Annotated in this window: 22 protein-coding genes; 8 read left to right on the forward strand and 14 right to left on the reverse strand. The window is 69.3% G+C overall.

Annotation, left to right across the window (positions count from 1 at the left end; genetic code table 11):
* Nucleotides 1-500: 500 nt before the first annotated feature.
* The 5 genes from ACIBU0_RS38495 to ACIBU0_RS38515 all read right to left on the reverse strand — a co-directional run bounded on the left by ACIBU0_RS38495 (nucleotide 501) and on the right by ACIBU0_RS38515 (nucleotide 4862).
* Nucleotides 501-1166, reverse strand: coding sequence for a class F sortase (locus ACIBU0_RS38495; RefSeq protein ID WP_398828046.1), 666 nt, complete (start codon nucleotides 1164-1166; stop codon nucleotides 501-503).
* A gap of 2 nt (nucleotides 1167-1168) precedes the next feature.
* Complete coding sequence (locus tag ACIBU0_RS38500; RefSeq protein ID WP_398828049.1) at nucleotides 1169-1735, reverse strand: hypothetical protein; 567 nt, start codon at nucleotides 1733-1735, stop codon at nucleotides 1169-1171.
* 103 nt (nucleotides 1736-1838) lie between these two features.
* Nucleotides 1839-2618: an HAD-IIA family hydrolase gene (locus ACIBU0_RS38505; protein WP_398828052.1), complete on the reverse strand. Its 780-nt coding sequence runs from the start codon at nucleotides 2616-2618 to the stop codon at nucleotides 1839-1841.
* A gap of 90 nt (nucleotides 2619-2708) precedes the next feature.
* The gene (locus ACIBU0_RS38510) at nucleotides 2709-3554 is read right to left on the reverse strand and encodes an LPXTG cell wall anchor domain-containing protein (RefSeq protein ID WP_398828055.1); all 846 of its coding nucleotides are present in this window, start codon (nucleotides 3552-3554) and stop codon (nucleotides 2709-2711) included.
* A gap of 144 nt (nucleotides 3555-3698) precedes the next feature.
* A complete protein-coding gene (locus ACIBU0_RS38515) occupies nucleotides 3699-4862 on the reverse strand; it encodes an ROK family protein (RefSeq protein WP_398828358.1) in 1164 nt (387 codons plus the stop codon).
* Nucleotides 4863-5006: 144 nt separating this feature from the next.
* On the opposite strand from ACIBU0_RS38515, the gene ACIBU0_RS38520 reads away from it, so the two are divergent.
* Both ACIBU0_RS38520 and ACIBU0_RS38525 read left to right on the forward strand, forming a co-directional pair.
* On the forward strand, nucleotides 5007-6080 hold the full coding sequence (locus tag ACIBU0_RS38520) for a Gfo/Idh/MocA family oxidoreductase (RefSeq protein ID WP_398828057.1): 1074 nt from the start codon (nucleotides 5007-5009) through the stop codon (nucleotides 6078-6080).
* Nucleotides 6077-6604 carry a heme-degrading domain-containing protein gene (locus ACIBU0_RS38525; RefSeq protein ID WP_398828059.1) on the forward strand — a complete coding sequence of 176 codons (528 nt, stop codon included), beginning with the start codon at nucleotides 6077-6079 and terminating at the stop codon, nucleotides 6602-6604. Before ACIBU0_RS38520 ends, ACIBU0_RS38525 begins: the two co-directional genes overlap by 4 nt.
* Nucleotides 6605-6711: 107 nt before the next feature.
* Here the strand turns inward: ACIBU0_RS38525 and ACIBU0_RS38530 are convergent, their stop codons facing one another.
* The 5 genes from ACIBU0_RS38530 to ACIBU0_RS38550 all read right to left on the reverse strand — a co-directional run bounded on the left by ACIBU0_RS38530 (nucleotide 6712) and on the right by ACIBU0_RS38550 (nucleotide 12483).
* Nucleotides 6712-7569, reverse strand: coding sequence for a fumarylacetoacetate hydrolase family protein (locus ACIBU0_RS38530; protein ID WP_398828061.1), 858 nt, complete (start codon nucleotides 7567-7569; stop codon nucleotides 6712-6714).
* A gap of 121 nt (nucleotides 7570-7690) precedes the next feature.
* Nucleotides 7691-8413, reverse strand: a complete 723-nt coding sequence (locus ACIBU0_RS38535; protein WP_398828064.1) for a YidC/Oxa1 family membrane protein insertase — start codon at nucleotides 8411-8413, stop codon at nucleotides 7691-7693.
* Between the two features lie 114 nt (nucleotides 8414-8527).
* Entirely contained in the window at nucleotides 8528-8839 is a 312-nt protein-coding gene (locus tag ACIBU0_RS38540; protein WP_398828066.1) for a DUF6412 domain-containing protein, read from the reverse strand.
* A gap of 32 nt (nucleotides 8840-8871) precedes the next feature.
* On the reverse strand, nucleotides 8872-11631 hold the full coding sequence (locus tag ACIBU0_RS38545; RefSeq protein ID WP_398828069.1) for a P-loop NTPase fold protein: 2760 nt from the start codon (nucleotides 11629-11631) through the stop codon (nucleotides 8872-8874).
* A gap of 57 nt (nucleotides 11632-11688) precedes the next feature.
* A complete protein-coding gene (locus ACIBU0_RS38550; protein WP_398828070.1) occupies nucleotides 11689-12483 on the reverse strand; it encodes a class E sortase in 795 nt (264 codons plus the stop codon).
* Between the two features lie 280 nt (nucleotides 12484-12763).
* Between ACIBU0_RS38550 and ACIBU0_RS38555 the strand changes: the two genes are divergently transcribed.
* The 3 genes from ACIBU0_RS38555 (at nucleotide 12764) to ACIBU0_RS38565 (ending at nucleotide 15839) form a co-directional block, all read left to right on the forward strand.
* On the forward strand, nucleotides 12764-14236 hold the full coding sequence (locus ACIBU0_RS38555) for a beta-1,6-galactanase (RefSeq protein ID WP_398828071.1): 1473 nt from the start codon (nucleotides 12764-12766) through the stop codon (nucleotides 14234-14236).
* A 36-nt stretch (nucleotides 14237-14272) separates the two neighbouring features.
* Entirely contained in the window at nucleotides 14273-14683 is a 411-nt protein-coding gene (locus ACIBU0_RS38560; protein ID WP_398828074.1) for a hypothetical protein, read from the forward strand.
* Between the two features lie 142 nt (nucleotides 14684-14825).
* Entirely contained in the window at nucleotides 14826-15839 is a 1014-nt protein-coding gene (locus tag ACIBU0_RS38565) for an SEC-C metal-binding domain-containing protein (RefSeq protein WP_398828076.1), read from the forward strand.
* A 62-nt stretch (nucleotides 15840-15901) separates the two neighbouring features.
* Here ACIBU0_RS38565 and ACIBU0_RS38570 read toward each other — a convergent pair whose 3' ends face one another.
* Entirely contained in the window at nucleotides 15902-16702 is an 801-nt protein-coding gene (locus tag ACIBU0_RS38570; protein WP_398828078.1) for an SDR family NAD(P)-dependent oxidoreductase, read from the reverse strand.
* 852 nt (nucleotides 16703-17554) lie between these two features.
* Here ACIBU0_RS38570 and ACIBU0_RS38575 point away from each other — a divergent pair.
* Nucleotides 17555-20701 (forward strand): DUF3427 domain-containing protein, encoded by a 3147-nt coding sequence (locus ACIBU0_RS38575; protein ID WP_398828080.1) that lies wholly within the window; start codon nucleotides 17555-17557, stop codon nucleotides 20699-20701.
* Nucleotides 20702-20757: 56 nt separating this feature from the next.
* Here ACIBU0_RS38575 and ACIBU0_RS38580 read toward each other — a convergent pair whose 3' ends face one another.
* Nucleotides 20758-21408, reverse strand: coding sequence for an ATP-binding protein (locus ACIBU0_RS38580; RefSeq protein WP_398828360.1), 651 nt, complete (start codon nucleotides 21406-21408; stop codon nucleotides 20758-20760).
* A 218-nt stretch (nucleotides 21409-21626) separates the two neighbouring features.
* Here ACIBU0_RS38580 and ACIBU0_RS38585 point away from each other — a divergent pair, with 218 nt between their 5' ends.
* Together ACIBU0_RS38585 and ACIBU0_RS38590 are read left to right on the forward strand one after the other, a co-directional pair.
* On the forward strand, nucleotides 21627-22472 hold the full coding sequence (locus ACIBU0_RS38585) for a helix-turn-helix domain-containing protein (RefSeq protein WP_398828082.1): 846 nt from the start codon (nucleotides 21627-21629) through the stop codon (nucleotides 22470-22472).
* The gene (locus ACIBU0_RS38590) at nucleotides 22472-22675 is read left to right on the forward strand and encodes a DUF397 domain-containing protein (protein ID WP_398828084.1); all 204 of its coding nucleotides are present in this window, start codon (nucleotides 22472-22474) and stop codon (nucleotides 22673-22675) included. The genes ACIBU0_RS38585 and ACIBU0_RS38590 overlap by 1 nt, the downstream gene beginning before the upstream one ends.
* 187 nt (nucleotides 22676-22862) lie before the next feature.
* On the opposite strand, the gene ACIBU0_RS38595 is transcribed toward ACIBU0_RS38590, so the two are convergent.
* Nucleotides 22863-23222 (reverse strand): hypothetical protein, encoded by a 360-nt coding sequence (locus tag ACIBU0_RS38595; RefSeq protein ID WP_398828086.1) that lies wholly within the window; start codon nucleotides 23220-23222, stop codon nucleotides 22863-22865.
* A 49-nt stretch (nucleotides 23223-23271) separates the two neighbouring features.
* Nucleotides 23272-24123, reverse strand: coding sequence for a helix-turn-helix domain-containing protein (locus ACIBU0_RS38600; protein ID WP_398828089.1), 852 nt, complete (start codon nucleotides 24121-24123; stop codon nucleotides 23272-23274).
* Nucleotides 24124-24142: the final 19 nt, after the last annotated feature.

The following is a 24142-nucleotide window of genomic DNA, read 5'->3' on the forward strand; positions in this document are numbered from 1 at the left end:
AGTCCCCCGCTGGTCACCCAGACCTCCCGCGCCGGTCGCCGGGTTACTCCCGCAGCCCGTGCGCGCGCGGTTGAGGACCGGCCCGGTCGGCGGCTCCGGGGGAGCGGTCGTCGACCGGGCCAGGTGGCAGCATGCCCCCCCCCGGGGGTGGGCCCCGGCGGTGGTCCGGGGGTGGGTCCCGGGGTGGGTCCCGGGGTGGGTCCCGGGGTGGGTCCCGGGGTGGGTCCCGGGGTGGGTCCCGGGGTGGGCATGGGGATGAGCATGCGCTGCACGGCCTCCCGGCAGCCCGTGCCCGTGCGCTGCGCGCCGACGCGACCACAGCCACCGTGGACGCGACCACAGCCACCGTGCGGGCCCAGGCGGCAGCACACCCGCGCGAGCATGCACCGCGCCGACTCTCCGCAACCCACGCCCCTGCAACTCGCGCCGACGCGAGCGCAGCCCTCGGTATGCCTGGGGCCCGTGCGATCGGCGCCGGCGAGCGGGCAGGTGGCAGCCGCTTACAGGCCTGTCCCCGTGAGATACGCCGACACGATCACGTTCGCCGTGTAGCTGCGGGTCGTCCGGTCGAAGGTGCCGCCGCAGGTGATCAGGCGCAGTTCGGCGCGGCCCGAGCGGTGGGCTCCGTAGGCCTGCCGGGCGTCGAAGCGGTCGCGGGTGACGACGTGCACGTCCTCCACGGTGAACTCGGCGACCTTGCCGTCGTCGCGGAGCACCCGTACCGTCGCGCCGGGCCGCAGCGCGCGCAGCCGGTGGAAGACGGCGGGCCGGGTCGCGGTGTCGGCATGCCCCACCATCAGCGCGGCCCCGGCGGCCCCCGGCTTCACCCCGGCCGCGTACCAGCCCACGACGCCGGCCTGTTCGTAGGGCGGCGGATCGACCGCGCCCTGCCGGTCGAGCCCCCGGGCGACGACCGGTGCCTGCACGCCGAGCCCCGGAATGTCGAGGCGCTGCGGCAACGCGTCCCCCAACGGCCGTACGGAGGACGGCAGTTGTACTCTCTGCGGCCGCCCCACCGCGGCGACGTCACCCGACACCGGCGCGGACATGGCCTGCCGTACATCGGTGACCTCCCGCCCCCACAGCCACAGCCCGAGCAGCAGCACGGCCCAGGCCACGCCCATGAGGAGGCGGCCGCCGTGAGGGGAGCGTTCGTGGTCCGCCATGGTCAGCGCTGCCGTCGGCTCCGGCGGCTGCTCCGCAGCGCCACCGCGGTCGCGGCCACGCCGGCGAGGACCAGCCCGGTCACGGTGTGCGCCGTGCCGGGAACGGCCGCGCGGGCCTCCACGACGGCGAGCCGGGCGGTGCCCCCGCCGCCGGCCGGGACCGGGGCCACCGGGGAGGCGGGACCCGACGGCTCCGCCCCGTGCACCACGGACCGGTCCGCGCCCTGCCGTACGACGGTGACGGCGCCCGCGCCGGCCGCCTCTCCGCAGGTGACCTTCACGTCGTACGTCCCCGCCCGGAGCGTGGAGCGGACGCGGCTCTCGCCGACGAGGGCACCGTCGGCCCCGACGGTGAGGCGGGCGTCGCTGACGAACGCCGGGGAGACGGCCCTGGCGGTCTTCTCCGGGCAGCCGCTCACCCGCAGCGTGATGTCGCTGCCGGGGTGGGCGGACGACGGGCTGACCGAGACACCCCCGTCCGCCGCGTCCGCCGCGTGTGCCGCCGACGGTGTGACGGCCACCGTCCCGAGGGCGGCGATCGCACAGAGAGTGACTCGCAGTGATCCCATCGTGAACCTCCAGTTATCTGGAGGCTCCCCCCACAGGACCGGCCCCGCATCCTCAACGGGGCCGGACTGCTCCGTACGGGTCGTGTTGCGGGTGTACGGGGTTTCAGATCCGCTCGACGAGGTCCGCGATCGAGTCGACGACCTTCGACGGCCGGTACGGGAAGTTCTCCACCTGCTCGGGCCGGGTCAGACCGGTGAGCACCAGGAACGTCTGCATGCCCGCCTCCATGCCGGCCAGCACGTCGGTGTCCATGCGGTCGCCGATCATGGCGCTGGTCTCGGAGTGGGCGCCGATGGCGTTCAGGCCGGTGCGCATCATCAGCGGGTTCGGCTTGCCCGCGAAGTACGGCTGCTTGCCCGTCGCCTTGGTGATCAGCGCGGCGACGGCGCCGGTCGCGGGCAGCGGGCCCTCGGTCGACGGACCCGTCTCGTCGGGGTTGGTGCAGATGAAACGGGCGCCGTCGTTGATGAGCCGGACCGCCTTGGTCATCGCCTCGAAGGAATAGGTGCGCGTCTCGCCGAGGACGACGTAGTCCGGCTCGTGGTCGGTGAGGATGTAGCCGATGTCGTGCAGCGCGGTCGTCAGGCCCGCCTCGCCGATGACGTACGCCGAACCGCCGGGCCGCTGGTCGTCCAGGAACTGCGCGGTGGCCAGCGCCGACGTCCAGATGTTCTCGATCGGCACGTCCAGGCCCATGCGGTTCAGCCGGGCGTGCAGGTCGCGCGGGGTGTAGATCGAGTTGTTGGTGAGGACGAGGAAGGGCTTGCCGGACTCCCGCAGCTTCTTGATGAAGGCGTCGGCGCCGGGGATCGGCACGCCCTCGTGGATGAGCACACCGTCCATGTCGGTGAGCCATGACTCGATGGGCTTGCGGTCTGCCATGTGCGCGATCTCCTGCCGCCGTGCGTGGTGCGTGCTGCGTCGCGCCCAGCGTAAACACAGGCCCGATCTTCAGGGAACGGTCGTGCGACCTCAGCGCCGCCGCCGGGCGAACAACAGCCCCGCGCCGCCCAGCAGGAGGACCGCGGTCGCCGCGAAGGCGGCGTGGGGGGAGGAGACGAAGCCGGTGCGGGCGAGCTCGTCGGCGAGGGTGAGCTGGTTGCGGGGCGCGCCGGGGGTGGGCGAGGCGCTGGGGCCGGAGGGGCGGGCGGAGGCGGCCTGGTCGGCGGGGTGGGTCGGGGCGGCGGTGTCGGCGTCGACGTCAGCGTCGGCGTCGACGGTGAAGCGGTAGTCGTTGGACTGGCCGACCCAGTCGCCGTCGCCGTCATGGCGTTGGACTACGGCCGCGTTGGCGGTGACCTCGTTCGGCACGGCGTCGGAGGTGAGGGCGAGCCGGACCTTCACGGTGAGGGTCGCGCGGGGGCCGACGGTGAAGCCGGGGAAGCCGTCGAAGGCGCCGACGAGTTCGTCCTCGTCGGTGGTCTCGAAGCGGACGGGGCGGGGGCGGGTGGGGTCCGGGGGGCCGTTCGGGGTCGCGGTGGGGGTGCCGTTCGGGGTCGCGACGGGTGTGCCGTAGAACTCCAGGCGGGGCTGGGACGGCTTGAGGGCGCGTTTGCCGTCGACGAGGACGACGACGGGGTGGATGCCGGTGCACGTCCGCCCGGTGCTGTTGGTGAGGTCCAGGTACCAGGTGCCGAATCCACCGCCGGCCGTGTAGGAGTCCGGGCCGCCGCGGAGGCGGGTGGTGAGCGGGAACTCCCGGTCGTCGGTGGCGCAGCCGGGCAGCTCGGCGGGGGATTCGGCGTGCGCCGGGGGCGCTGCGGCGAGGAGGGCGGCGGCTGCTGCGAGGCAGAGCGAGGCGGGTGTGTGCAGTCGCATAATCACATGACCATGCCGGGTGGGGGCGGCTTCCGGACGGTGCCATTCCGTACGGCTGCTCCGTACGGCTCCGTAAGTCCCCTCGATCAGCGCACGCCGGTCACCGCACGCCGGTCGCCGCATGCCGGTCAGCGCCCGCCGGCCTCACCCGTCGGCCCGCCCGAACAACGGCGCCAGCAGCAACTGGGCCGCCCCTTCGGCGACCTCGCGATCCCGACGCTCCCCGCGCTCCCCGCGCTCCCCGCGCTCCCCGCCGGAGGCGACCCGCACCGGAACCGCGCCCCCGCCCGCCCGCCGGGCGCGTTCCTCCAGGACGGCGGCGACCCCGCGGACGAAGGTCTCCGGCGCCCCGGCGACCGTGCGGCCGCCCAGCAGGACGAGGTCGACGTCGAGCAGCGCGACCAGGTTGCCGGCCGCGGTGCCGAGCACCCGGGCCGCCTCCGCCAGGTCACCCCGCGCCACGGCGGCCAGGCACAGCGCCTCGACGCAGCCCCGGTTCCCGCACCCGCAGGGCGGACCGTCCAGCTGGACGACCTGGTGCCCGAACTCCCCGGCCGCCGTACGGGAACCCCGGTGCACCGCTCCCCCGATCACGAGCCCCCCGCCCAGCCCCGCGCCGAAGTGCAGGTAGGCGAAGGACGTGCCGGACGCGGCCGCGCCTCCGACGGCGAGCCCGAGGGCGGCGGCGTTGGTGTCCTTGTCGACCACGACCGGCAGCGAGAGCCGCCGCGCGAGCACGTCCCGCAGCGGGAAGCCGTTCCACTCGGGGAACCCGGTGATCCGGTGCAGCACACCGCGCCGGTGGTCGAGCGGCCCGGGCAGCGCAACCCCGACCCCGAGCACGGCACCCGTCCGGCCGCCCCCGGCCACCAGCTCTCCCACCTCCCGCACGGCCCGCTCGACGACCGTCTCCGCACCGGCCCCCAGATCCAGCGGGGCCCGGCGCTGAGCGACCACGGTTCCGGTCAGATCACAGAGCACGGCCGTCAGCTCGTCCCGGTCCAGGTGCACACCCACCGCATGCCCGGCCTCCGGCACGAGCCGCAGCACCGTACGCGGCTTGCCCCCCGTCGATGCCCGGCGCCCCGCCTCCGCCACGAGCCCGTCCTCGCGCAGCCGGGCGGTGATCTTGCTGACCGCCTGCGGGGTGAGGCCGGTGCGCTCGGCGAGTTCGAGCCGGCTGATGCCCTCGGGTCCGGCCGTGCGCAGCAGATCGAGCACGAGCGCGCTGTTGTGACTGCGCAGGGCACCCAGCCGCATCGAATTGCGGGTCCTCGGCGCGGCGCCACCGACCGCGCCGCCGACCATGCCGGCCACCGAGGTGCCCGCCTCCGCCGTGTCGGCCTCCATGGTGCCCGCGTCCGCGCCGTCGGCCCCGCCCTGCGTTCTGTTCACGCCACCCATTGTCCCCGGCGCTTGCACTTTGGCAACAGCGTTGCGAAAGTGGGTCCCATGAGTGCTACTCCCCTCCGTGTGGGCCTCGTCGGCTATGGCCTGGCCGGCTCCGTCTTCCACGCCCCGCTGATCGCCACCACCGAGGGCCTCGCCCTGGACACGGTGGTCACGTCGAACCGAGAGCGCCAGGAGCAGGCACGCGCCGAGTACCCGGGCGTCCGCGTCGCCGCCACGCCCGACGAGCTGCTCGCCCGCGCCTCCGACCTCGACCTGGTGGTCATCGCGTCCCCGAACAAGACGCACGTCCCGCTCGCGAGCGCCGCCCTTAAGGCGGGCCTCCCGGTCGTCGTGGACAAGCCGATCGCCGGTACGGCGGCCGAGGCGCGCGAGCTGGCGGCGCTGGCCGAGGAGCACGGACTGCTCCTGTCCGTCTTCCAGAACCGCCGCTGGGACAACGACTTCCTGACGCTCCGGCGACTCCTGGCCGAGGGCGAGCTGGGCGACGTATGGCGCTTCGAGTCCCGCTTCGAACGGTGGCGCCCGCAGACCAAGGGCGGCTGGCGGGAGTCCGGCGACCCGGCAGAGATCGGAGGTCTGCTGTACGACCTCGGCAGCCATGTCGTCGACCAGGCGCTGGTCCTCTTCGGCCCGGTCACCCGGGTGTACGCCGAGTCCGACATCCGCCGCCCCGGCGCCGAGACGGACGACGACACCTTCATCGCCCTCACGCACGCGAGCGGCGTCCGCTCCCACCTCTACGTCTCCGCGACGACCGCTCAGCTCGGCCCCCGTTTCCGGGTGCTGGGCTCGAAGGCGGGCTACGTCAAGTACGGCCTGGACCCGCAGGAGGCGGCGCTGCGGGAGGGGCAGCGCCCGGACACGGCCGCCGAGTGGGGCACGGAACCCGAGTCGATGTGGGGCCGAGTGGGCTCCGGGGAGTCCCCCCTGACGGGCGGCGGCCGCGTCGAACCCACCCTCCCCGGCGACTACCCCGCCTACTATGCGGCCGTGGCAAAGGCTCTGCTGGACGGCGGCCCCAACCCGGTGACGGCCCTGGAGGCGGCATCCGCCCTCGACGTCCTGGAGGCGGCCCGCCGTTCGGCCCGTGACGGAGTGGCGGTGGCACTGTGACGCACAACCAGTCGCATCAGACGCACAACCCGGAGATCACCCCGAGGTTCCACCCGGAGCTCACCCCACCCCTGGAGGAGCTGGAGGCGCAGGAACGCCGCCTGGTCTTCCGCCGGTTCACGTACGACGACGCCTGGGCCCTCGGCTCGCTGCTGGTGGGGATGGCCCGCGAGCGCCAGGCCCCGGTCGCCATCGACATCCACCGCGCCGGCCAGCAGCTCTTCCACGCGGCCCTCCCCGGCTCCACCCCCGACAACGACGCCTGGATCACCCGCAAACGCCGGGTGGTGGAACGTTACGGCGCCTCGTCCTACGTCGTCGGCGCCCGCTTCCGCGCCAAGGGCACGACGTTCGAGGACTCCTCCCGCCTGGACCCCGACACCTACGCGGCGCACGGGGGCTCGTTCCCGATCAACGTCGAGGGGGTCGGAGTCATCGGGTCGGTGACGGTGAGCGGGTTGCCACAGCTGGAGGACCACAGGTTCGTGGTGGAGGCGCTGGAGCAGTTCCTGAGCAAGCAGTAAGGGCAAACGCCCTTGTCTTTCAGGGGCGCGGGGAACTGCGCGACCAGCCACACACCACCCGCGGCTGACGAACCACCCGCAGTTCCCCGGCTCTCCCAGTGGAGCGCCTACGCGTCCTTGAACTCCTGCCGCTGACGACCGAGCCCCTCGATCTCGAGCTCGACCACATCACCCGCCCGCAGGAACGGCTTCGGCTCAGGCTCCCCCAGAGCCACCCCCGCCGGCGTCCCGGTGTTGATGACGTCACCGGGATACAGCGTCATGAACTGGCTGACGTACCGCACGACCTCCGCCACCGAGAAGATCTGCTCAGCCGTGGTCCCGTCCTGCTTCAGCTCACCGTTGACCCACAGCTTCAGCGACAGGTCCTGCGGATCCGGCACCTCGTCCGCCGTCACGAGCCAGGGCCCGAGCGGATTGAACGTCTCGCAGTTCTTCCCCTTGTCCCAGGTCCCGCCGCGCTCGATCTGGAACTCCCGCTCGGACACGTCGTGCGCCACCGCGTACCCGGCGACATGCGCGAGCGCCTCCTCGGCCGAGTCCAGATACCGGGCCGTACGCCCGATGACGACCGCGAGCTCGACCTCCCAGTCGGTCTTCGTCGATTTACGGGGGACCAGCACCGTGTCGTACGGGCCGACGACCGTGTCCGCGGCCTTGAAGAAGATGACCGGCTCGGCGGGCGGCTCGGCACCGGTCTCGCGGGCGTGGTCGTGGTAGTTCAGCCCGATGCAGACGATCTTGCCGATCCGTGCGAGCGGCGGCCCGACCCGGAGCCCCGCGGCGTCCAGGGCGGGCAGTTCCCCGGCGTCCGCGGCCGTACGGATCCGCTCCAGTGCGGCATCATCGGCAAGCAGCGCCCCGTCGATGTCCGGCACGACACCGGACAGGTCCCGCAGAACCCCCTCGGCGTCGAGCAGCGCAGGCGTCTCCGCTCCCGCCGTACCGACTCGCAGCAGCTTCATGATCACAATCTCCCTCGATCGCGGGCGCCCGCCGACGTGTGCAGCCATCGGAGGACTGGTCGATCCTCCAAGGTCCACGGCCGGTCCGCAATACCCGGTTCACGTACTGGACCGTAAGCACCTAGCGGTAGAGCACGGCCCGCTCCACCGCACTCCAGGTCGTGCTGGTCACCACGTACAGCGCGGCCGCCAGGGGCACCACCGCCACGGTGAAGAGCGTGAAGAAGGACATGAACGGCACGACCTTGTTCACGGCCCCCATGGCTCCCATCCCCGGCACCGCCCCCTGGTCGGTCACCGGCACCGCCGGATTCGCGGCCATCATCCGCTTCGTACGGCGGTAGTTGAACGCGGCGACCCCGGCGACGACCACGAACAACCCGACGTACACGAGCCCCGCGCCCCCGAAGACGCCCCCGTCGCCGAGGGCGTCCGCCCAGCGGTCGCCGAGAGGTGCGGCGAACAGCTGGTGGGTGAGCAGTTCGTTGGCCTCGCCGCCGATCGTCGTGTTCGAGAACAGGTGGTAGAGCAGGAAGAACGCGGGCAGCTGGAACAGGCTGGGCAGACACCCGGACAGCGGCGACACCTTTTCCTCGGCGTGCAGCTCCAGTACGGCCCGCTGGAGCTTCTCGGGGTTCTCGCCGTGCTTCTTCCTCAGCTCGGCGATCCTCGGCTGAAGCTCGGCCCGCGCCTTCTGCCCGCGCGCGGCCGCCCGGGACAGCGGATGCACGAGCAGCCGTACGAACGCGGTGAACAGGACGATCGCGGCGGCGGCCGCACCGGCGCCGAACAGCGGGTGGAGCAGGTCGGCGAGCTGCTGAACGAGGTCAGCGAAAACGGACATGGATGTGAGCCCTCCGAGGGTCTCGTCGTGCCGGAGTGGGACATGTCGGAAACAGACATGGCGGCATGACGAACCGGGCGAGGGCAGGCCGACCCCTGGTGCGGTGCGGGTGCCCTACGCGACGGTCGCCGGGAGGGCGCGACCGGGTGCCCTGGGCCGTGGCCGGCCCGAGGCGTCGGGGTCGCGTTGGGGCAGGAAGGCCGTACGGCGGGCCCGGTCACGGATGGCCGTACGCACCCTGGTGGGTGCCACGGCGGGCGCGGCGCGCGAGGCGAGCAGGGAGCAGACGGCGAACGCGGAACCCGCGGCGGCGGTCGCGGCGAGCGCGACGGCCGCGGAGAGGCTGCCGGTGTCGAGCAGCACGATTTCGAGGAAGAGCACCACCATCACGGCAGCGGGACGCAGACTCGCCCAGCTCCGGATCATCGGCGCCCCTCCCTCATCTGCGTGTCTGCATGTCACAACGTACCCGACCCGCGCACGGGTTCCTCGACCCGAGTGCTCGTCCCGTCGCCCCATGCGCCGGTGTGGAAACTGAACCGCGCGACCAGGGGGACCCATGACTGGAAGCTCTTGGCCGAGACCGTCAGCCCCCTGCGCAGCGCGATCTGATCCAGCACCGCAACGGTCCTTCGGCATGAGTCCGCCACCACACCCGTGCCCTCGCTCTCCAGGAGGGAACTCAACACGGCTCGTACGTCCGCATCTCCGGCCGCATCGGCCAGGGCGGTGAAGATCTGCTGCGAGGCGGCGGGCGAGCCGACGAGCACCGCCAAGAGAATCTGCAGAGCCTGATGCTCGGTGGCCACAAAGGCATCGCGGTCGCCGTCGGAGATGCTGATCCTGGCCAGTCGGTAGAGGTTCACCAGCTTCTTCGCGGCGCGCGGTGTGGGCAGAAGCGTGCCGAGGGAGGCCATGAACTCCGTCTCGGTCCGGTGGAGCCGAAGGGTGTCGGGGCGAAGGTCCCGCAGTTCCGGGAGGAACACCGTGGGCCGCTCCTCCGCGGCAGGCGGTTCGACCGACGGGGCGAAAACGTGCCCGGCCGTCCCTCCTGGGGTGCCTTGGGGGGCAGCGGTCTCTTCGGCGCGGGCCGCCGGTTCGGTGTCGGTGCCGTGGCTGGTCGGCCCCAGGAGGGAGCGGAGATAGCGGGCGGTGGCGGCCTCGCCGGGGCGGGACAGGGTGAAGGGCACCTGGAAGATCTTGTCGAGGTAGTCGAGCGGGCCCGTGCCCTCACTCACGGCCGCCTCCCCCCGTGCACCGGGTCCGAAGAATTCCTGATGGTGCACGCGCAGGGCCTTGATCAGCCATTTCGGATCCACCGCGACGACCACCACGAACAGTTCCAGAGCGAGGATCAGATGCACGGCCGCCAGGACGTCCACCACGCGCTGCGGCGAGCACCGGTCAAGATCGTCGATGTAGAGGATGACCCGTTGGAGCGGGGGCGGCGTCCCCGTGCCGGGCTCCGTACGCTCCAGCCATTCCTGATGTGCCTGACCGAGATCGGCTTCCAGCTGCTCCAGATCACGGCGCACCTGACTCAGCAGGCTGCGATACGGCTCATACGGGGAGGGTTCTTCGTTGCGCCGCCGAAGAAACTCGGACAGTCGTACGGCGGCATCGGTCTGGGCGAGCCGATCGGCCGTCGCGGCCACGCGGTCATTGGCCTCTTGCAGATCCCGGTCGAGTCGCTTCCCGGCCGACTCAGCCATCTGCTGAAGCGCCGTGTACGCGCTCCGTGCCCTGCGCAGGAACGGCTGGACGGCGGCACCGGCTCCCAGAGCCAACGGAACGGCAGCCGCGATCCAGGAACCCGCCACGCCCCAGACGACGACCGCAGAGACGAGCACTGCGATCCAAACCAGAACCACACGACGGTTCGACCATGCGGAACGCAGGAGAGTGCCCGCCTCGGTCCACAGCAGCCGTGGCCCTCTCATCGGATCGCCCACGGCCGCCGCCCGCCCGCTCGGTACCGCCTCCTCGGCCGCGTCCACGGCTGCCTGCAGACGTTCGGCGTCCGATCGCGCCTGCTCCAGCTCGCGCCGCAGCCGGTCACGACGCCGGTGCACGTCCGCCATCGGCACCGTGGGCGGCTGCTCCTCGGCCGGATCCGTCGCGAGCTCTCGAAAGAGGTGGTCGACGAGGCCGGTCCACAGGTGGTCCTCGGCATAGTGCCAGGCGTTGAAACGCACCTGGCGTACGTTGACCGCGAACGCCGACTGCAACTCCTTCTGGCGGCGCACGCGTTCGGTCATCGCCGCCACGTGGGCCCGCATCTGTTCCATGGTGCTCGACTTGCCTGACCCCCACTCCCCCAGCAACGCGATGGCCAGGGGTGGCGTGGTGGTCAACGCGGTGACGAGCATGGCGAGCATCTCCACCTCGCCCTCGTTACCCAGCAGATCGACCTTGCTGGGCCGGTCACTGCCCAGCCCGGCCAGAGTGCGTCGCCCGGGGCCGGCGGAGGTCGCGGAGCCGTAGGACCGCCATCCTCGTGTTCTCGCCGCCGACGCGGGTCCGGCGAGCCGGTTCAGGTGGTAGGCGTCATGTTTCTCCCAGATCTCCTGGAAGAGGGAGGCGGCTTGCTCGTCCACAGTGTCGCGCAGGACCGTGAGGGGCACCGCGAGCCCGCCGTCTCTGGCGCCTGCCCCGGTGCGCGACTTCAAGACAGCGCACACGCCGGCGCCCGCGGGATCCACGAGGGGTCCTCCGGACGAGCCCATCGGTATCGCGTCACCACCGATGCGTAGAGCGTCGCCGATCCTTCCCTGATACGTGAGGGTTCCGGTCCAGGCCCGGGCCTCGTTCTCGAACACCGTGAATCCGTACCCCCACAGGGAGTCGCCCGGCTCCGGCGGACGCTCGGAAAGCCGGGCACAGGCATGGTCGACCGTGTCGGTGACACGGACAACCGCCAGGTCGGGGAGGGGCCAGAGCCCCACCTGCTGTCCTGACGGGCCTCGCGGACTGGCCCATTCCACGACACCGACCGCCTCACCCCCGCGGAAGGACAGCCGCACTCGACCACCTGCCGGATCGCCGTCCGGAGAACGACTCGCTACCACGTGGGCACATGTGATCAGCAGGCCGGGAGCCACGAAGAAGCCGCTGCCGAGCATCTTGGTGGACGCGGATCCATCCGGTTCGGGAGCCCCGACGAGCACCAGCGCGTCCTCGACCACCCCGTGAAGATCCGCCCCAAGACGCTGCGCCACACGTGCCTCCCCCATGGATTCCGGGCAAGAAGTGTCCAGGCAGACCGCACTCGCACGCTAGGTCCGGGGCCGCATCGAAGCCAGCTTGGCCCACACCACCAGCCGGTACCTCGACGTGTACTCCGGCGTGCAGGTGGTGAGGGTGAGGTAGTAGCCGGGGTCCGTGTAGCCGTAGCCCCGCTTGACGGAGGAACGCGGGATCGGCCTGATGACGCTCCCGTCATGCGCGGCGGTCTGCGGCAGTGTCCGGTCGACGGCGTACGTGTACGTCGCGCGCCGCGTCTCGACCCGGACGGTGTCCCCGGGCGCGAGCCGGTTGATGTACCGGAAGGGCTCGCCGTGGGTGTTGCGGTGCCCGGCGAGGGCGAAGTTGCCTGCCTGGCCCGGCTGTTGGGTGCCCGGGTAGTGGCCGGCGTAGCCCTTGTCGAGGACGCCGCTCTTGCTGACGCCCTCGGCGACGGGGACACGGAGGTGGAGGCGGGGGATGGTGAGGATGGCGTAGGCCCGGGACCAGTCGGGTGAGGGGGCGGCGGCCGGCTCGCGCCGGGTGCCGTCGGACCGCTCGGGTTCCGGTGAGCCGTCGGACGCGGACGCGGGCGCGGGCGGGGCCGACGCCGCCGGTACGGCCGTACGGGAGTCGCCGCCCGAGCCGTCCCACGCCCGCTCCAGCGCCCGGACCTCCCGCTCGGCGCCCTCCCTGGCCTCCCGGTTGGTCCACCACACCTGATGAACCACCAGCAGCAGAAGCACGACCCCCAGGGTGACGAGCACCTCCCCGCCACCCCACAGCACCCGCCGCCGCAGGGCACGCCGCCGGAGACCGCCGTGCTGCACGACGCGAACCCGCACCATCCGTGAGCCTCCTTCGCCGGGGCCGCCCGCACGATAGGGGCCGCCGCGCGAGGTCTCCAGACCCATGCGCGCCCGCTGCGTGACCCGTGGGCGTCCGGTACCCCGAACACTTCCTCCACAGGTTTGAGAAAGGGATGTCGGAACTCTCGACAACCTCATACGCCACACCCGATGCTTCCTGTCGGCATGAACGGGACAGGGCCACGACGCCGGTTCGACGATCGACCGTTGGCCGGCCGTTGACCGGCCGTTGATCAAAGATGATCGAAGCGGAGAAGTCATGATCCGACGCAGAACTCTGCTGGCGGCAACGGGCGGCGCACTCTTCGGCAGCGCCCTGGCGACGGGCACCGCACACGCGGACGCGACGATCGCCGTCAACCCCGGCACGTCGTACGGCACCTGGGAGGGCTGGGGCACCTCCCTCGCCTGGTGGGCCAACGTGTTCGGCGCCCGGGACGACTTCGCCGACCTCTTCTTCACCACCAAGTCGGTGACCTACAACGGCACGACCCTGCCCGGCCTCGGCCTCAACATCGCCCGCTACAACCTCGGCGCCTGCAGCTGGAACGCGGTGAACGGCGAGTCGATGGTCAAGTCGCCCAACATCCCCGCCTTCAAGCAGATCGAGGGCTTCTGGCAGGACTGGAACAACGAGGACCCCGCCTCCTCGGCCTGGAAATGGACGGCGGACGCCAACCAGCGCGCGATGCTGGTGAAGGCGACGCAGCGGGGCGCGACGACGGAGCTGTTCGCCAACTCCCCGATGTGGTGGATGTGCAACAACCACAACCCGTCCGGCGCGGCGGACGGCGGCAACAACCTCCAGACCTGGAACTACCGCCAGCACGCCTCCCACCTGGCGGCCACGGCCCTCTACGCCAAGAACAACTGGGGCGTGAACTTCGCGACGGTCGACCCCTTCAACGAGCCGGCCTCCACCTGGTGGACCGCCACCGGCACCCAGGAGGGCTGCCACATGGACCCGGCGGTCCAGGCGGCCGTACTCCCGTACATGCGCAGCGAGTTGGACAAGCGCGGCCTGACGGGCATCCGTATCTCGGCGTCGGACGAGACGAACTACGACACGGCCCGCTCGACCTGGTCGTCCTTCAACTCCTCCACCAAGGCCCTGGTCAGCCAGGTGAACGTGCACGGATACCAGGGCTCGGGCGGCCGCCGCGACCTCCTCTACACGGACGTGGTCACGACCTCCGGCAAGAAGCTCTGGAACTCCGAGACGGGCGACGGCGACGGCACGGGCCTCACCCTGGCCTCCAACCTCTGCTACGACTTCCGCTGGCTGCATCCGACGGCCTGGTGCTACTGGCAGGTCATGGACCCGACGACGGGCTGGGCGATGATCGCCTACGACGCGAACACCCTCCAGCCGACGACCGTGCAGACCAAGCACTACGTCCTGGCGCAGTTCAGCCGCCACATCCGCCCGGGCATGCGGATCCTCGACACCGGCGTCAGCTACGCGGCGGCGGCCTACGACGCGTCGGCCCGCCGCCTGGTGATCGTCGCCGTGAACACGAGTACCTCCGCCCAGACCTTCACCTTCGACCTGTCCCGCTTCACGACGGTGTCCGGCGGCTCCGGCGGCCTGGTCCCGCGCTGGAACACGGTGACGACGGGCGGGGACAAGTACAAGGCGTACTCGGACCGGTTCCTGAGCGGGAAGTCGGTGGCGGTGCCGTTCGCGGCGAAGGCGGTGCAGACGCTGCAGATCGACGGAGTGGTGATCTGACGCAACCGGGGGCAGACCGGGAACGTCCTCGGGCACATGGCGGAATCAGCCGGACAGGCGGAAGTACAGGAAGTACAAGCGGAAGAGGATGAGCGCGGGCGCCGGCCCGGCCTGCTGGCGCCCGCGCTGGCGAACCTGGCCCTCGGGGTGCCCGCGATCATCCCGCTCTACCTGACGTACTGGCTGCTGACCGACTACCTGCCCTCGGACTGCGACGCCTTCGCAGCCCGACCGGAACTGTCGAACTGCGACTACCACACGCTCGATCACGCGCCCGTGATGATGTTCCTGCTGGCAGTGACCGGGGCGATGCTGCTGGCCGCGCTGATGGCGGTGGATGTCCTGCGCCCCCTCCGCCGCCCCGACGACGGCCCCCGCAGGTGGCTGGCGACGGCGACACTGATCCCGGTCCCCTTTCTCGTGCTGCTGTGCCTGGCAAGGACGTGAGGACACCGCCGGCGCGCCTTGATGACGCCCTCGACCAGGCAATATCTGCGCCAATATCCGCGCCGATATGTGCGCCAAAATCCGCGCCCTCTTCTCCCCACTGCTCTCTCCTCGGTCAGCCGTGGGCAGTACGGTGTCCCCCATGCGCCCCGACACGCCTGCCGAAAACGTCGACCACACCGCCGAGGCGGCACGCCTGGAGCGAACCGCCGGCCTCTACCCCGAGGACGCCGAGGCCCTGTTCCTGAGGGCCGCGGCCCACCTGGAACTGTCCGGCGACCGCCCCGCCGCGACCGCCCTCTACGACCGCCTGCTCTCCTCCTCCGCCACCTTGGACAACCCGTACCTGGTACGAGCCCTCAAGGCGTCGAACCTGTGGGAGTACGGCCACGAGGCGGAGGCCAGAGCCATCATCGACGGCGTCCGCGCCGCCGCCCCGAGGGACCCGGCCCCCTGGGTGATCGTCGCGGAGGCCCTGGAGGCACACGACGAGCTGGAGCAGGCGCAGGAGACCTTCACGGAGGGAGCCCGGCTCCTGCTGACGGACGTCCCTGAGCCGCCGTACTCCACCCACCCGCTGCTCTTCGGCCGCCACAGGGTCCGGCGCATGCTGGGCGCACCCCACGACGAGTGGGACGCCCTGGCCGACACCCTCCACTCGATGCCGGTCTCCCTGGACGAACTCCACGACCCCAAGCGCGTGTGGTCGCTGGGCTCGGACAACCCGGCGGAACTCGAGGCGGAGATCTCGAGGCTGCGGGCGGAACTGGGCGCGTATCGAGAGGCCCTGTCCCGCCCCTTCCCGGTGGCGGTACTGCACTGGACGACGACCGAGCTGACGGAACTGGTAGCCGCGTATCCGTCCCTCGCGCTGGAGTACCCCTCCCACGACCAGCACCTGGCGACAATAGAGGGCTCCCTACGGGAGCTGTCCGCCTCCGGCACCCCGAACCTGGGCATCGTGACGGGCACGGTCCCGTCGTACGAGGCCTTCGCGGCATCGGAGGGGGCGTCCCCGGAGGACGCGACCCTGCTGCCGCAGTACGCGACGACGCTGGCGGCACGGGGACGGGCTGTGGCTTGGCCGCCGCAGCGGGGGGCAGGTTGTTGGTGCGGTTCGGGGCGGGCTTACGGAGAGTGCCACGGGGTGCAGTAGGGCGGCGGGGTGGGGGCGCGGGACGGAGCAGCCCGCCGCAGCCCCCTTCCTCCCCTCCCCCCTCACTCCATGTCCGACATACCGGACACGACGGGCGCACTCGGCCTCACCGCATCCGAGATGGACTTCACGCCGCCGTGCGCGGTGAGGCCTCCGTCCACGGGAATCTCCGCTCCCGTGATGAAGGAGGAGGCGTCGGAGAGGAGAAAGACGACCAGCGGCGCGATGTCGTCGACGGTGCCGCTACGGCCCAGAGGGGTCTCACGGATGGTCGTCTCCCTGAAGGCTGGGCTGGCAGCGGCGGTCATCTCCGTCTCGATGTATCCGGGGTGAACGGTGTTGACACGAACACCCCGCGGCCCCAGCTCCATCGCCGCGATCTTGGACACCCCGCGCAGGGCCCACTTGCTGGCGGTGTACGCCACGGGGTAGTAGCCGGTGAGCGCGGCGGACGACCCGACATTGACGATGGCCGACCCGGGCGGCATCAGCGGGGAGAGGTACTGGATCCCGAGCAGCGGCCCGGTCGCGTTCACCGCGTGGACGTGAGCGAAGTCCTCGGGGCGGACCTCGCCGAGGCGGTCGCGCTGGATGACGCCGGCGTTGTTGACCAGGCCGTGGATGTGGCCGTACGTCTCACGCAGCTCGACGGCGAGGGCGGCCCAGTCCGTTTCGCTGGCCACGTCCAGGCGACGGCAGTTGCCGCCGTCCGGCCGTACGTCGGTGGCGACGACTTCGGCCCCGGCCTGTTCCAACGCCCGGGCCTCGGCGGCGCCTTGACCTCGGGCGGCGCCGGTCACGACGACGACCTTGCCGGTCAGCGGTTGGGTGGGCTGGTCGTCACCATCGATGATCTGCGTCATGGCGCACAACATAGCTTCGCCGGGTGATGAGGAGTTGGCCGCGCCGGGGAGGGCTCGTGGCCTACGACCACGCGAGGCCACGCACGACCGACGCCCGCCGCCGGCACGCCCCTGACCGGGCGGCTGAGCAGGGTGATGAGTCATGAGCCGGTGATGTCGGCGGCACAGCGACGCACCATGGCCGCTCGGTCTCAGCGGTCGGCCGATAGACGGTGGGATCGGTCTTGCACCTCGCCAGACCACTGCCGAACCCCACCGCCCCACCCTCAACGGTCGGCCGGCCGCCCAACCCCACCCGGCGTGCCCCCACCCCTCGCCGGCGCCCACCCATCCACCGCACGCCGCTTAACCGACTCGGCGTGCCCCCGAGACGCGAGCGCGCCCTCAACCCCGCCCAACCACCCAGCCGACCCACCCCCACCAACCTGAGCCACCCGCCTCTCCGGGCCGCCCGCTCGCTTCTCCCCCGTGCTGGAGCGGGCCGGGTCAAGGGTGGCCCGAAGGGCCATCGGCGCAGCCGACGCGGAACGCAGCGCAGCGGAGTGAAGCGCCCTTGACGCGGCTCGCGGAAGCACGACACTGCCAAAGAAGCGGGCGGCCCCAACAGTGCTAATGAATGCCGCCCACACGACCAAGCCGGTCAACGACTTGAGCGCACAGGGACTCACCCCTTCCCACCCACACGCCAACGCCGGAAGGGCCAGCGAACAAGGACCGCCTGAAAGTGATCACTTTGGGTTGTAAACACTTCGGATGTCAGTGGCGACTGTTAGAACTGATCCAATCGGCGCGAAGGATCATCGGCCGCGATGATTCGTGCCTCACAACGCATGAGGGATCGAAGGAGCAGTCGTGGCGGAGTTGGGGGACTTGGAGCAGCCCGTCGCAGGCGTCTACGAGCGACTCATCACGGAGGACCTGCGCGATCGTATAGGCGAACTCGAAAGCGCAGGCTGGAAGGCCATCGACGCCGAGGTCAGCGAGGAGTCCACTCCGCACGTGCTTGCCCGGCACATCGGCGAAGCCGTCTGGCGACGACTGAGTCAACTGCCTCACAAAAAACAGGTGGCCGTCGCCAACGAGATCATGCGTTCACTGGCCGCCAACGCGCCCAACCCGGATGCGGACGATCTCAGCTCAGCCGTCGCCGACGGTCCGCGGCAACTGCTCGCCCTCGCAGAGCAGGAGGCACCCGGCGTCTACGCCATTCGCCCTCTTACGCCCCTTTCCGAAACTGCGCTGATCACCAACGCCCCGGATGATCCCAGTCTTGGTGCGGAGTTGAGGGCGGAGCTCGCCACGGCAGACCGCATCGACCTGTTGTGCGCGTTTGTGAAGTGGTACGGCATACGGGTCCTCGAGGACTCCCTGCGCGCTGCAAAGCAGCGAGGCGTTCCGATCCGCGTCATCACGACGACCTACATCGGCGCCACAGATCGGCACGCCCTGGATCGGCTGGTTCGCGAGTTCGGTGCCGAGGTGAAGGTCAACTATGAGATCCGGTCGACACGCCTGCATGCCAAGGCCTGGCTGTTCAGACGTAAAACCGGCTTCGACACGGCGTACGTGGGCAGCTCCAACCTGTCGAAGGCCGCTCTACTTGACGGCCTGGAATGGAATGTGCGGCTGTCGTCAGTTGCCACCCCCAGCGTGCTCGACAAGTTCGAGGCGACCTTCGATGCTTACTGGGCCGACGCGGCGTTCGAGACGTACGATCCCGACCTCGACGGGGAGCGGCTCGCCGCGGCGTTGGCTCAGGCGGGCGGCACCGGAACAGGTGGCGAGCTCAAGATCAGTCTCTCCGGGCTCGAAGTGCACCCGCTTCCGCATCAGAAGGACATGCTGGAGCGTCTCCGTGTCGAGCGTGAAATCCGAGGCCGCCGCAGGAACCTCCTGGTCGCGGCGACCGGCACCGGCAAAACGGTCATGGCGGCTCTGGACTACCGGACCATGCGCGACGAGCGCAGCGGACAGCTCCCACGGCTGCTGTTCGTCGCGCATCGTAAGGAGATCCTCAAGCAGTCCATGCGGACCTACCGCGAGGTGCTGGACGACGCCTCCTTTGGCGAACTGCTCCACAGCGGTCAGGAACCCGGCGAGTGGACGCACGTCTTCGCCAGCGTCCAGTCCCTGAACCTCCAGCGGCTGGAGCAGCTCGATCCCGGGCACTTCGACGTCATCGTCATCGACGAGTTCCACCACGCCACCGCCGACACGTACCGGCGGGTCATCGACCACTTCACTCCTACCGAGCTACTCGGCCTCACCGCGACCCCTGAGCGGATGGACGGGCGCAATGTGCAGGACGAGTTCTTCGACGGCCGGATTGCCGCCGAGCTTCGGCTTTGGGAAGCCCTGGAAAACGATCTGCTGTGCCCCTTCCACTACTTCGGCGTTCCGGACGGCACGGACCTCACCGTCTTGAATTGGCGTTCGGGCACCTACGACCGTGACCAGCTTGGCAACCTCTACACAGGCGACCACGCACGGGCCCGCATCGTCATCAAGCAGGTCCGAGACAAGCTCTCCAACCCGGCCGCGATGCGCGCTCTTGGCTTCTGCGTGACCAAGAAGCATGCGCACTTCATGGCCGAGTGCTTCCGTGAGGCGGGGTTTCAGGCAGCGGCACTCGACAGCGACTCTCCTCCTGCGGTGCGTGAGCGCACGCTGGAGGATCTCAAGGCCGGCAGGGTCCAAGTGGTCTTCTCAGTCGACCTGTTCAACGAGGGCTTGGACATCCCCGATGTCGACACCCTGTTGCTTCTGCGGCCAACGAACAGCGCGATGGTCTTCCTCCAACAGCTGGGGCGTGGGCTGCGCCGTACGCCGAACAAGCCGGTCCTGACGGTTCTCGACTTCATCGGGCAGCACCGGGCGGAGTTCCGCTTCGAGGAGCAGTTCCGGGCCCTGACCAATCTCTCCCGCAACCGCCTGGTCGACAACATCGAGCGCGGCTTTCCCCAGCTCCCCTCCGGGTGCCAGATCATCCTTGAGGGCAAATCCAAGGACCTCGTTCTCGACAACATCCGCACGCAGCTCAAGGCCACGATCACGACGCTGTCGAAGGAAGTCAGGGACTACAGCACGCCCAAGTTGGCGGACTATCTACGCGAGAGCGGCCGAGACATCAGAGAGCTCTACAAGAGCGACAACTCCTGGACCAAGGTCCTCCGCAAAGCATGGATCCTCGACGAGGCAGCACCGCCCCGCGAAACAGATCTCCTCAAGCGAGTCCACGCTTTCCTGCACGTCGATGACCCGGAGCGAGCCCAGGCGTATCTGCGGCTCCTCGCAGACGACGCCCCCAGCTACGACGACCTGTCCCCGACCGAGCAGGCGTACGCCCGCATGCTCTTCTTCAACCTGTGGGACAACGCCGGCGGCTTCGCCGGGTACCGCAACGGCTTGGCATCACTTCGCACACAGCGAGCGTTCCGCGATGAGTTGCAGCAGGTCCTGACGTACGTCCTTGACCGAGCCGACCACTTCCCCCTCCCCTTGGAAGGCCCGCTCAGCCACATCCCCTTGAAGATCCACAGCGCCTACAACCGCTCCGAGATACTTTCCGCTCTCGGAGTGGCCCAACTAGGTGGTCAGATGCCCAGGGACTTTGGCCAGGGCGTGCGGTGGGTGGAGGAGATCAAGACCGATGCCCTGCTGATCACCCTAGAGAAGAGCGAGCGGGACTTCTCCCCCACCGTCCGTTACAAGGACTACGCGCTCAGCCCCACCCGCTTCCACTGGGAGTCGCAGAACGCGACCGGCGAGAACTCCGCTACAGGCCTGCGCTATCGGCGGCACGCGCGTGAAGGCAGTCATGTCCTATTGTTCCTGCGCCGCTACAAGCGCAACAGCATCGGCAAGTCCGAACCGTGGATGCTTCTAGGCCCAGCCACGTACCGAGGGCACACGGGCAGCAAGCCGATGGCGATCACTTGGGAGCTTCAGCACGAACTCCCCGCAGATGTGTGGGCGTACTCGGCGATCACCGCTGGCTAGGTGAACAACGGTGATCGCCCATGTTCGGCGTGGCTGGACGCCCCCGCCAGACTCGTCTACGAGAGCGGAACATCCTTGTTCTCTGACGTCTCCACCTCAAAGTGCATCTGCGCACGGTCGAGTGCCTCGTCGACATCGCATCCATGTGCTCTCAGCCAATGGAGCACGTCACCGATCAGGTCGATCGCAGCTTCCTCAGCAACCGCCGTGGTGAGTGGACTCTGCCGGGCCAACTGCGGGAAAGGGGCCGTTCCGTACAGCCCCAGCATCGCCTCGGCTCGAGCTACCCGCGCGCCTCCGACGTGGTCGTTCGGGGAGGTCAGCCCCGTCGCCAGCTCGCACCAGGTCACCTTCCGGTCGGCATGAGACTGGACGCCCCAGCGATCGGCGACAGCACTGACCAGCGCCATTCCCCGGCCGGCCTCAGCCTCCATCGAGGCCTCGACGAGGGTCGGCAGAGCACGGCTGTCGGGGTCGTGGACCTCAATCCGTACGCGATTTCCGTTCATGGAGACGGCGAGCGTGCCGGGGGTTCCCGCGCCCACATGGTTGATGACGTTGGACGCGAGCTCGCTGACGCACAGTTCGGCGGCGTCGATGACGTCATGAAGCCCCCAAAGTCCCAAGTGAAGACGCATGATCCGCCGTAGGGCCGCCAACCCCTCCGGCTCCGCCACGAAGGGAAGGTCCCAGGGCTTCCTTGTCATGCCTGCGAAGCAGTTCACCTACGACTCCTCTGCTGCGAGATGGGGGCGATCTGCGATGACTCGCACACAGAGAGTTGCATTGAAACTCTCAAAATGAAACTCTCAGATGGCGCCGGAAGAGGCGCAGCCCCACACCGCGCGCCCCCGGCGCACACCACCTTGCAGACGCGTGCAAGGACGCAAGACGATCTGGCTGTCCGCCACGAAAGGTCCCGACCATGCCAATTGGTCCCACCACCCGCAGGCGCCAGTTGGGCGCCGATCTACGCCGCCTACGTGAGCTCAAAGGGCTGACCCTTGAAGAAGCAGGCGCACGGGTCGGCATCTCGAAGGCAACGCTGAGCCGCTACGAGACCAAGGAAGGGGCGGTCAAGTGGCCGGCCGTGGACGCCCTTTGTCGCGAGTACGACGCATCCGACGAGGAGCGCCTCGCACTGGTCGAGCTAGCCAAGGGGGCGAAAATTCAAGGCTGGTGGCGGTCACTCGCCGACCCCATCCCCGAGTCCATGAACCTCATGCTCACCCTTGAGGACGAGGTCGTCCGCGAAGACCACTACGCATGCATGTATGTCCCAGGGCTACTCCAAACCCGGGCCTACGCCGAGGCTGTTCACCGAGCCTCGGAGGTCCAATGCCAGGAGCGGGAAGTGCAGCACATGGTCAACATCCGCATGAAGCGACAAGAGCTCCTCGGGCGAGACGAGCCGCCGCACATTTGGTGCGTGATCGATGAGGCGGCACTCCGCCGAAGAGTAGGGGGTCGCGACGTGATGCAGGACCAACTCCGACACCTGCACACCATGGCTCAACTACCGCACATCACTGTCCAGGTGCTGCCGTTCTCAAAGGGCGCCCACGCTGCCGCAGTTGGTAGCTTCGCCGTTCTGCGCGGTCCAGCGCCCGAACTAGACGTTGTATACGTGGACTTGCTGGGTGGCGGACTCTTCATGGAGAAGCGCCGAGAGCTGGAGCGTTATAGGTTGGCGTTCGAGTACCTCAGCGCACAAGCACTCGACCTCGAGTCCTCGGCGGAGTTTGTCCACCGCATAAGTGAGGAGCACTGATGACGGGACCTTCGACGCACCATTGGTTCAAGTCTTCCTACAGCGGCGGGAGTGGGACTGAATGTGTGGAGTGCACCTGCATAGAGGGCGGCATCCTGGTGCGTGACTCAAAGCGGGAAGGTGGAGCTGTCTTGGTAGTCAAAAGTCCAGCATGGCGGAACTTCATAGACGCTGTAACTCAGCGAGGCTTGAGAGGTCGCTAGCCACTGGGATGTCGGGCCGTTTGGCGCGCAGCAGCTCATGTCCGCGGCCGCAAGGGGATCTTGGTCCAGTCCGCCGGCATGGAGCGCCAGGACCGGCTATCGGCGGTCTCCACCAGGATGATCCCGCTCGACCAGGAGCGTGGCCCGTTCCTCCAGGCCATCACGCAGCAACTCATCGTGGATCTGCCTACCCACCCGTGCCTCGGACCTTCTCGATGACCATGAGCTCCGAGAGCGCGAAGGTGCGTGTTCCTGTCTCTGTGCTGCTGCCGTCGGGCACGGGAGTGCGAAGGCCGTTCCACCATCGTGTCGTCGGCTGGAGCGTGCAGCCGTACGCACAGCCGACAGAAGTGTCGTCGACGTAGGCGACGATCGCTGCAAACCCGGGTACTTCAGTGTTCCAGCCGATCCGCTCGTCAAATCTCTCGACGCTATGGAAATCCTCGCTCGATCGACTCCTGTAGATCTCGGCGTAGACGTCGAGTAGCTCCTGTCGGATATCGCGCTGGCCGACCGCGTCCCTGCCTTCCAGCCGGAGTCTTTCCATTTCACGCTCCCACCAGTTACCGAATGTGCATGGGCACCGATGGCTGATATCACTGCAGCGCCTCGATCGCCTTAACGATCAGCGCCCGCGCCTCAGCCCCGTACACAGCCATGCTGCGCAGTTGCTCGAACGCCTTGATGTACAGGGCGATCTCAGAGGGCTGCGTGATGTTGACTTCCGCGGACATCAGCTCGATGGATACGAGCGTGTCGTCGTGCACGTCAAACGTCTCCTGTGGCCACAGTGCGCGCTCGCGTGTCGCCATTGGGATGATGCCGAAGGAAACCGCCGGCAGTGCCCCAGCGGTCAGCAGATAGCCCAGCTGGGCGGCCATCGCGTCCGAGTCACCGAGCTGGTAGTAGAGCACCGCTTCTTCGATGAGCATGACGAAGCGGTGCCCGGGCTCGTGGATGACCTGCGAGCGCTGCACGCGCGCCGCCGCAGCCTCGGCCGCGTCGTCGGGAACGCCGAGGAAGCGGGCGTTGGTGCTCAGCAATGCCCGTGCGTATCCCTCTGTCTGCAGCAGCCCGGGTACCAGGACTGGGGAGTACACGCGCAATAGCCTCGTCGACCTGTACAGCTCCACGTAGCTGTCTTGCAGCTTCCGCAGACCTGTGCGCACGCGCTGTCGCCACTCGCGGTAGAGCGACTCTGCGTGTTGGGAGGCCGCAATCAGGTCGAGGGCTTGGTCAGGGACGCCAGTAGCGCGGCACCATAGACGGATGTCTGTGGGCGACGGTGGCGTCCTCGCGTTCTCGATACGGGATGTCTTGGCGTGATGCCATCCGCAGTGAGTGGCCAGCTCGGTGACCGTCAGCCCGGCATTTTTCCTCAGATCACGTAGCTGCCGAGCCACACTCTCGCGGGCGGCCTGAGCTGAGGAAGACGGGGATATAGACATGAGCTGGCCAGCGGTGCTT

The organism is Streptomyces sp. NPDC049627 (genome assembly GCF_044465645.1).
Classification (GTDB): domain Bacteria; phylum Actinomycetota; class Actinomycetes; order Streptomycetales; family Streptomycetaceae; genus Streptomyces.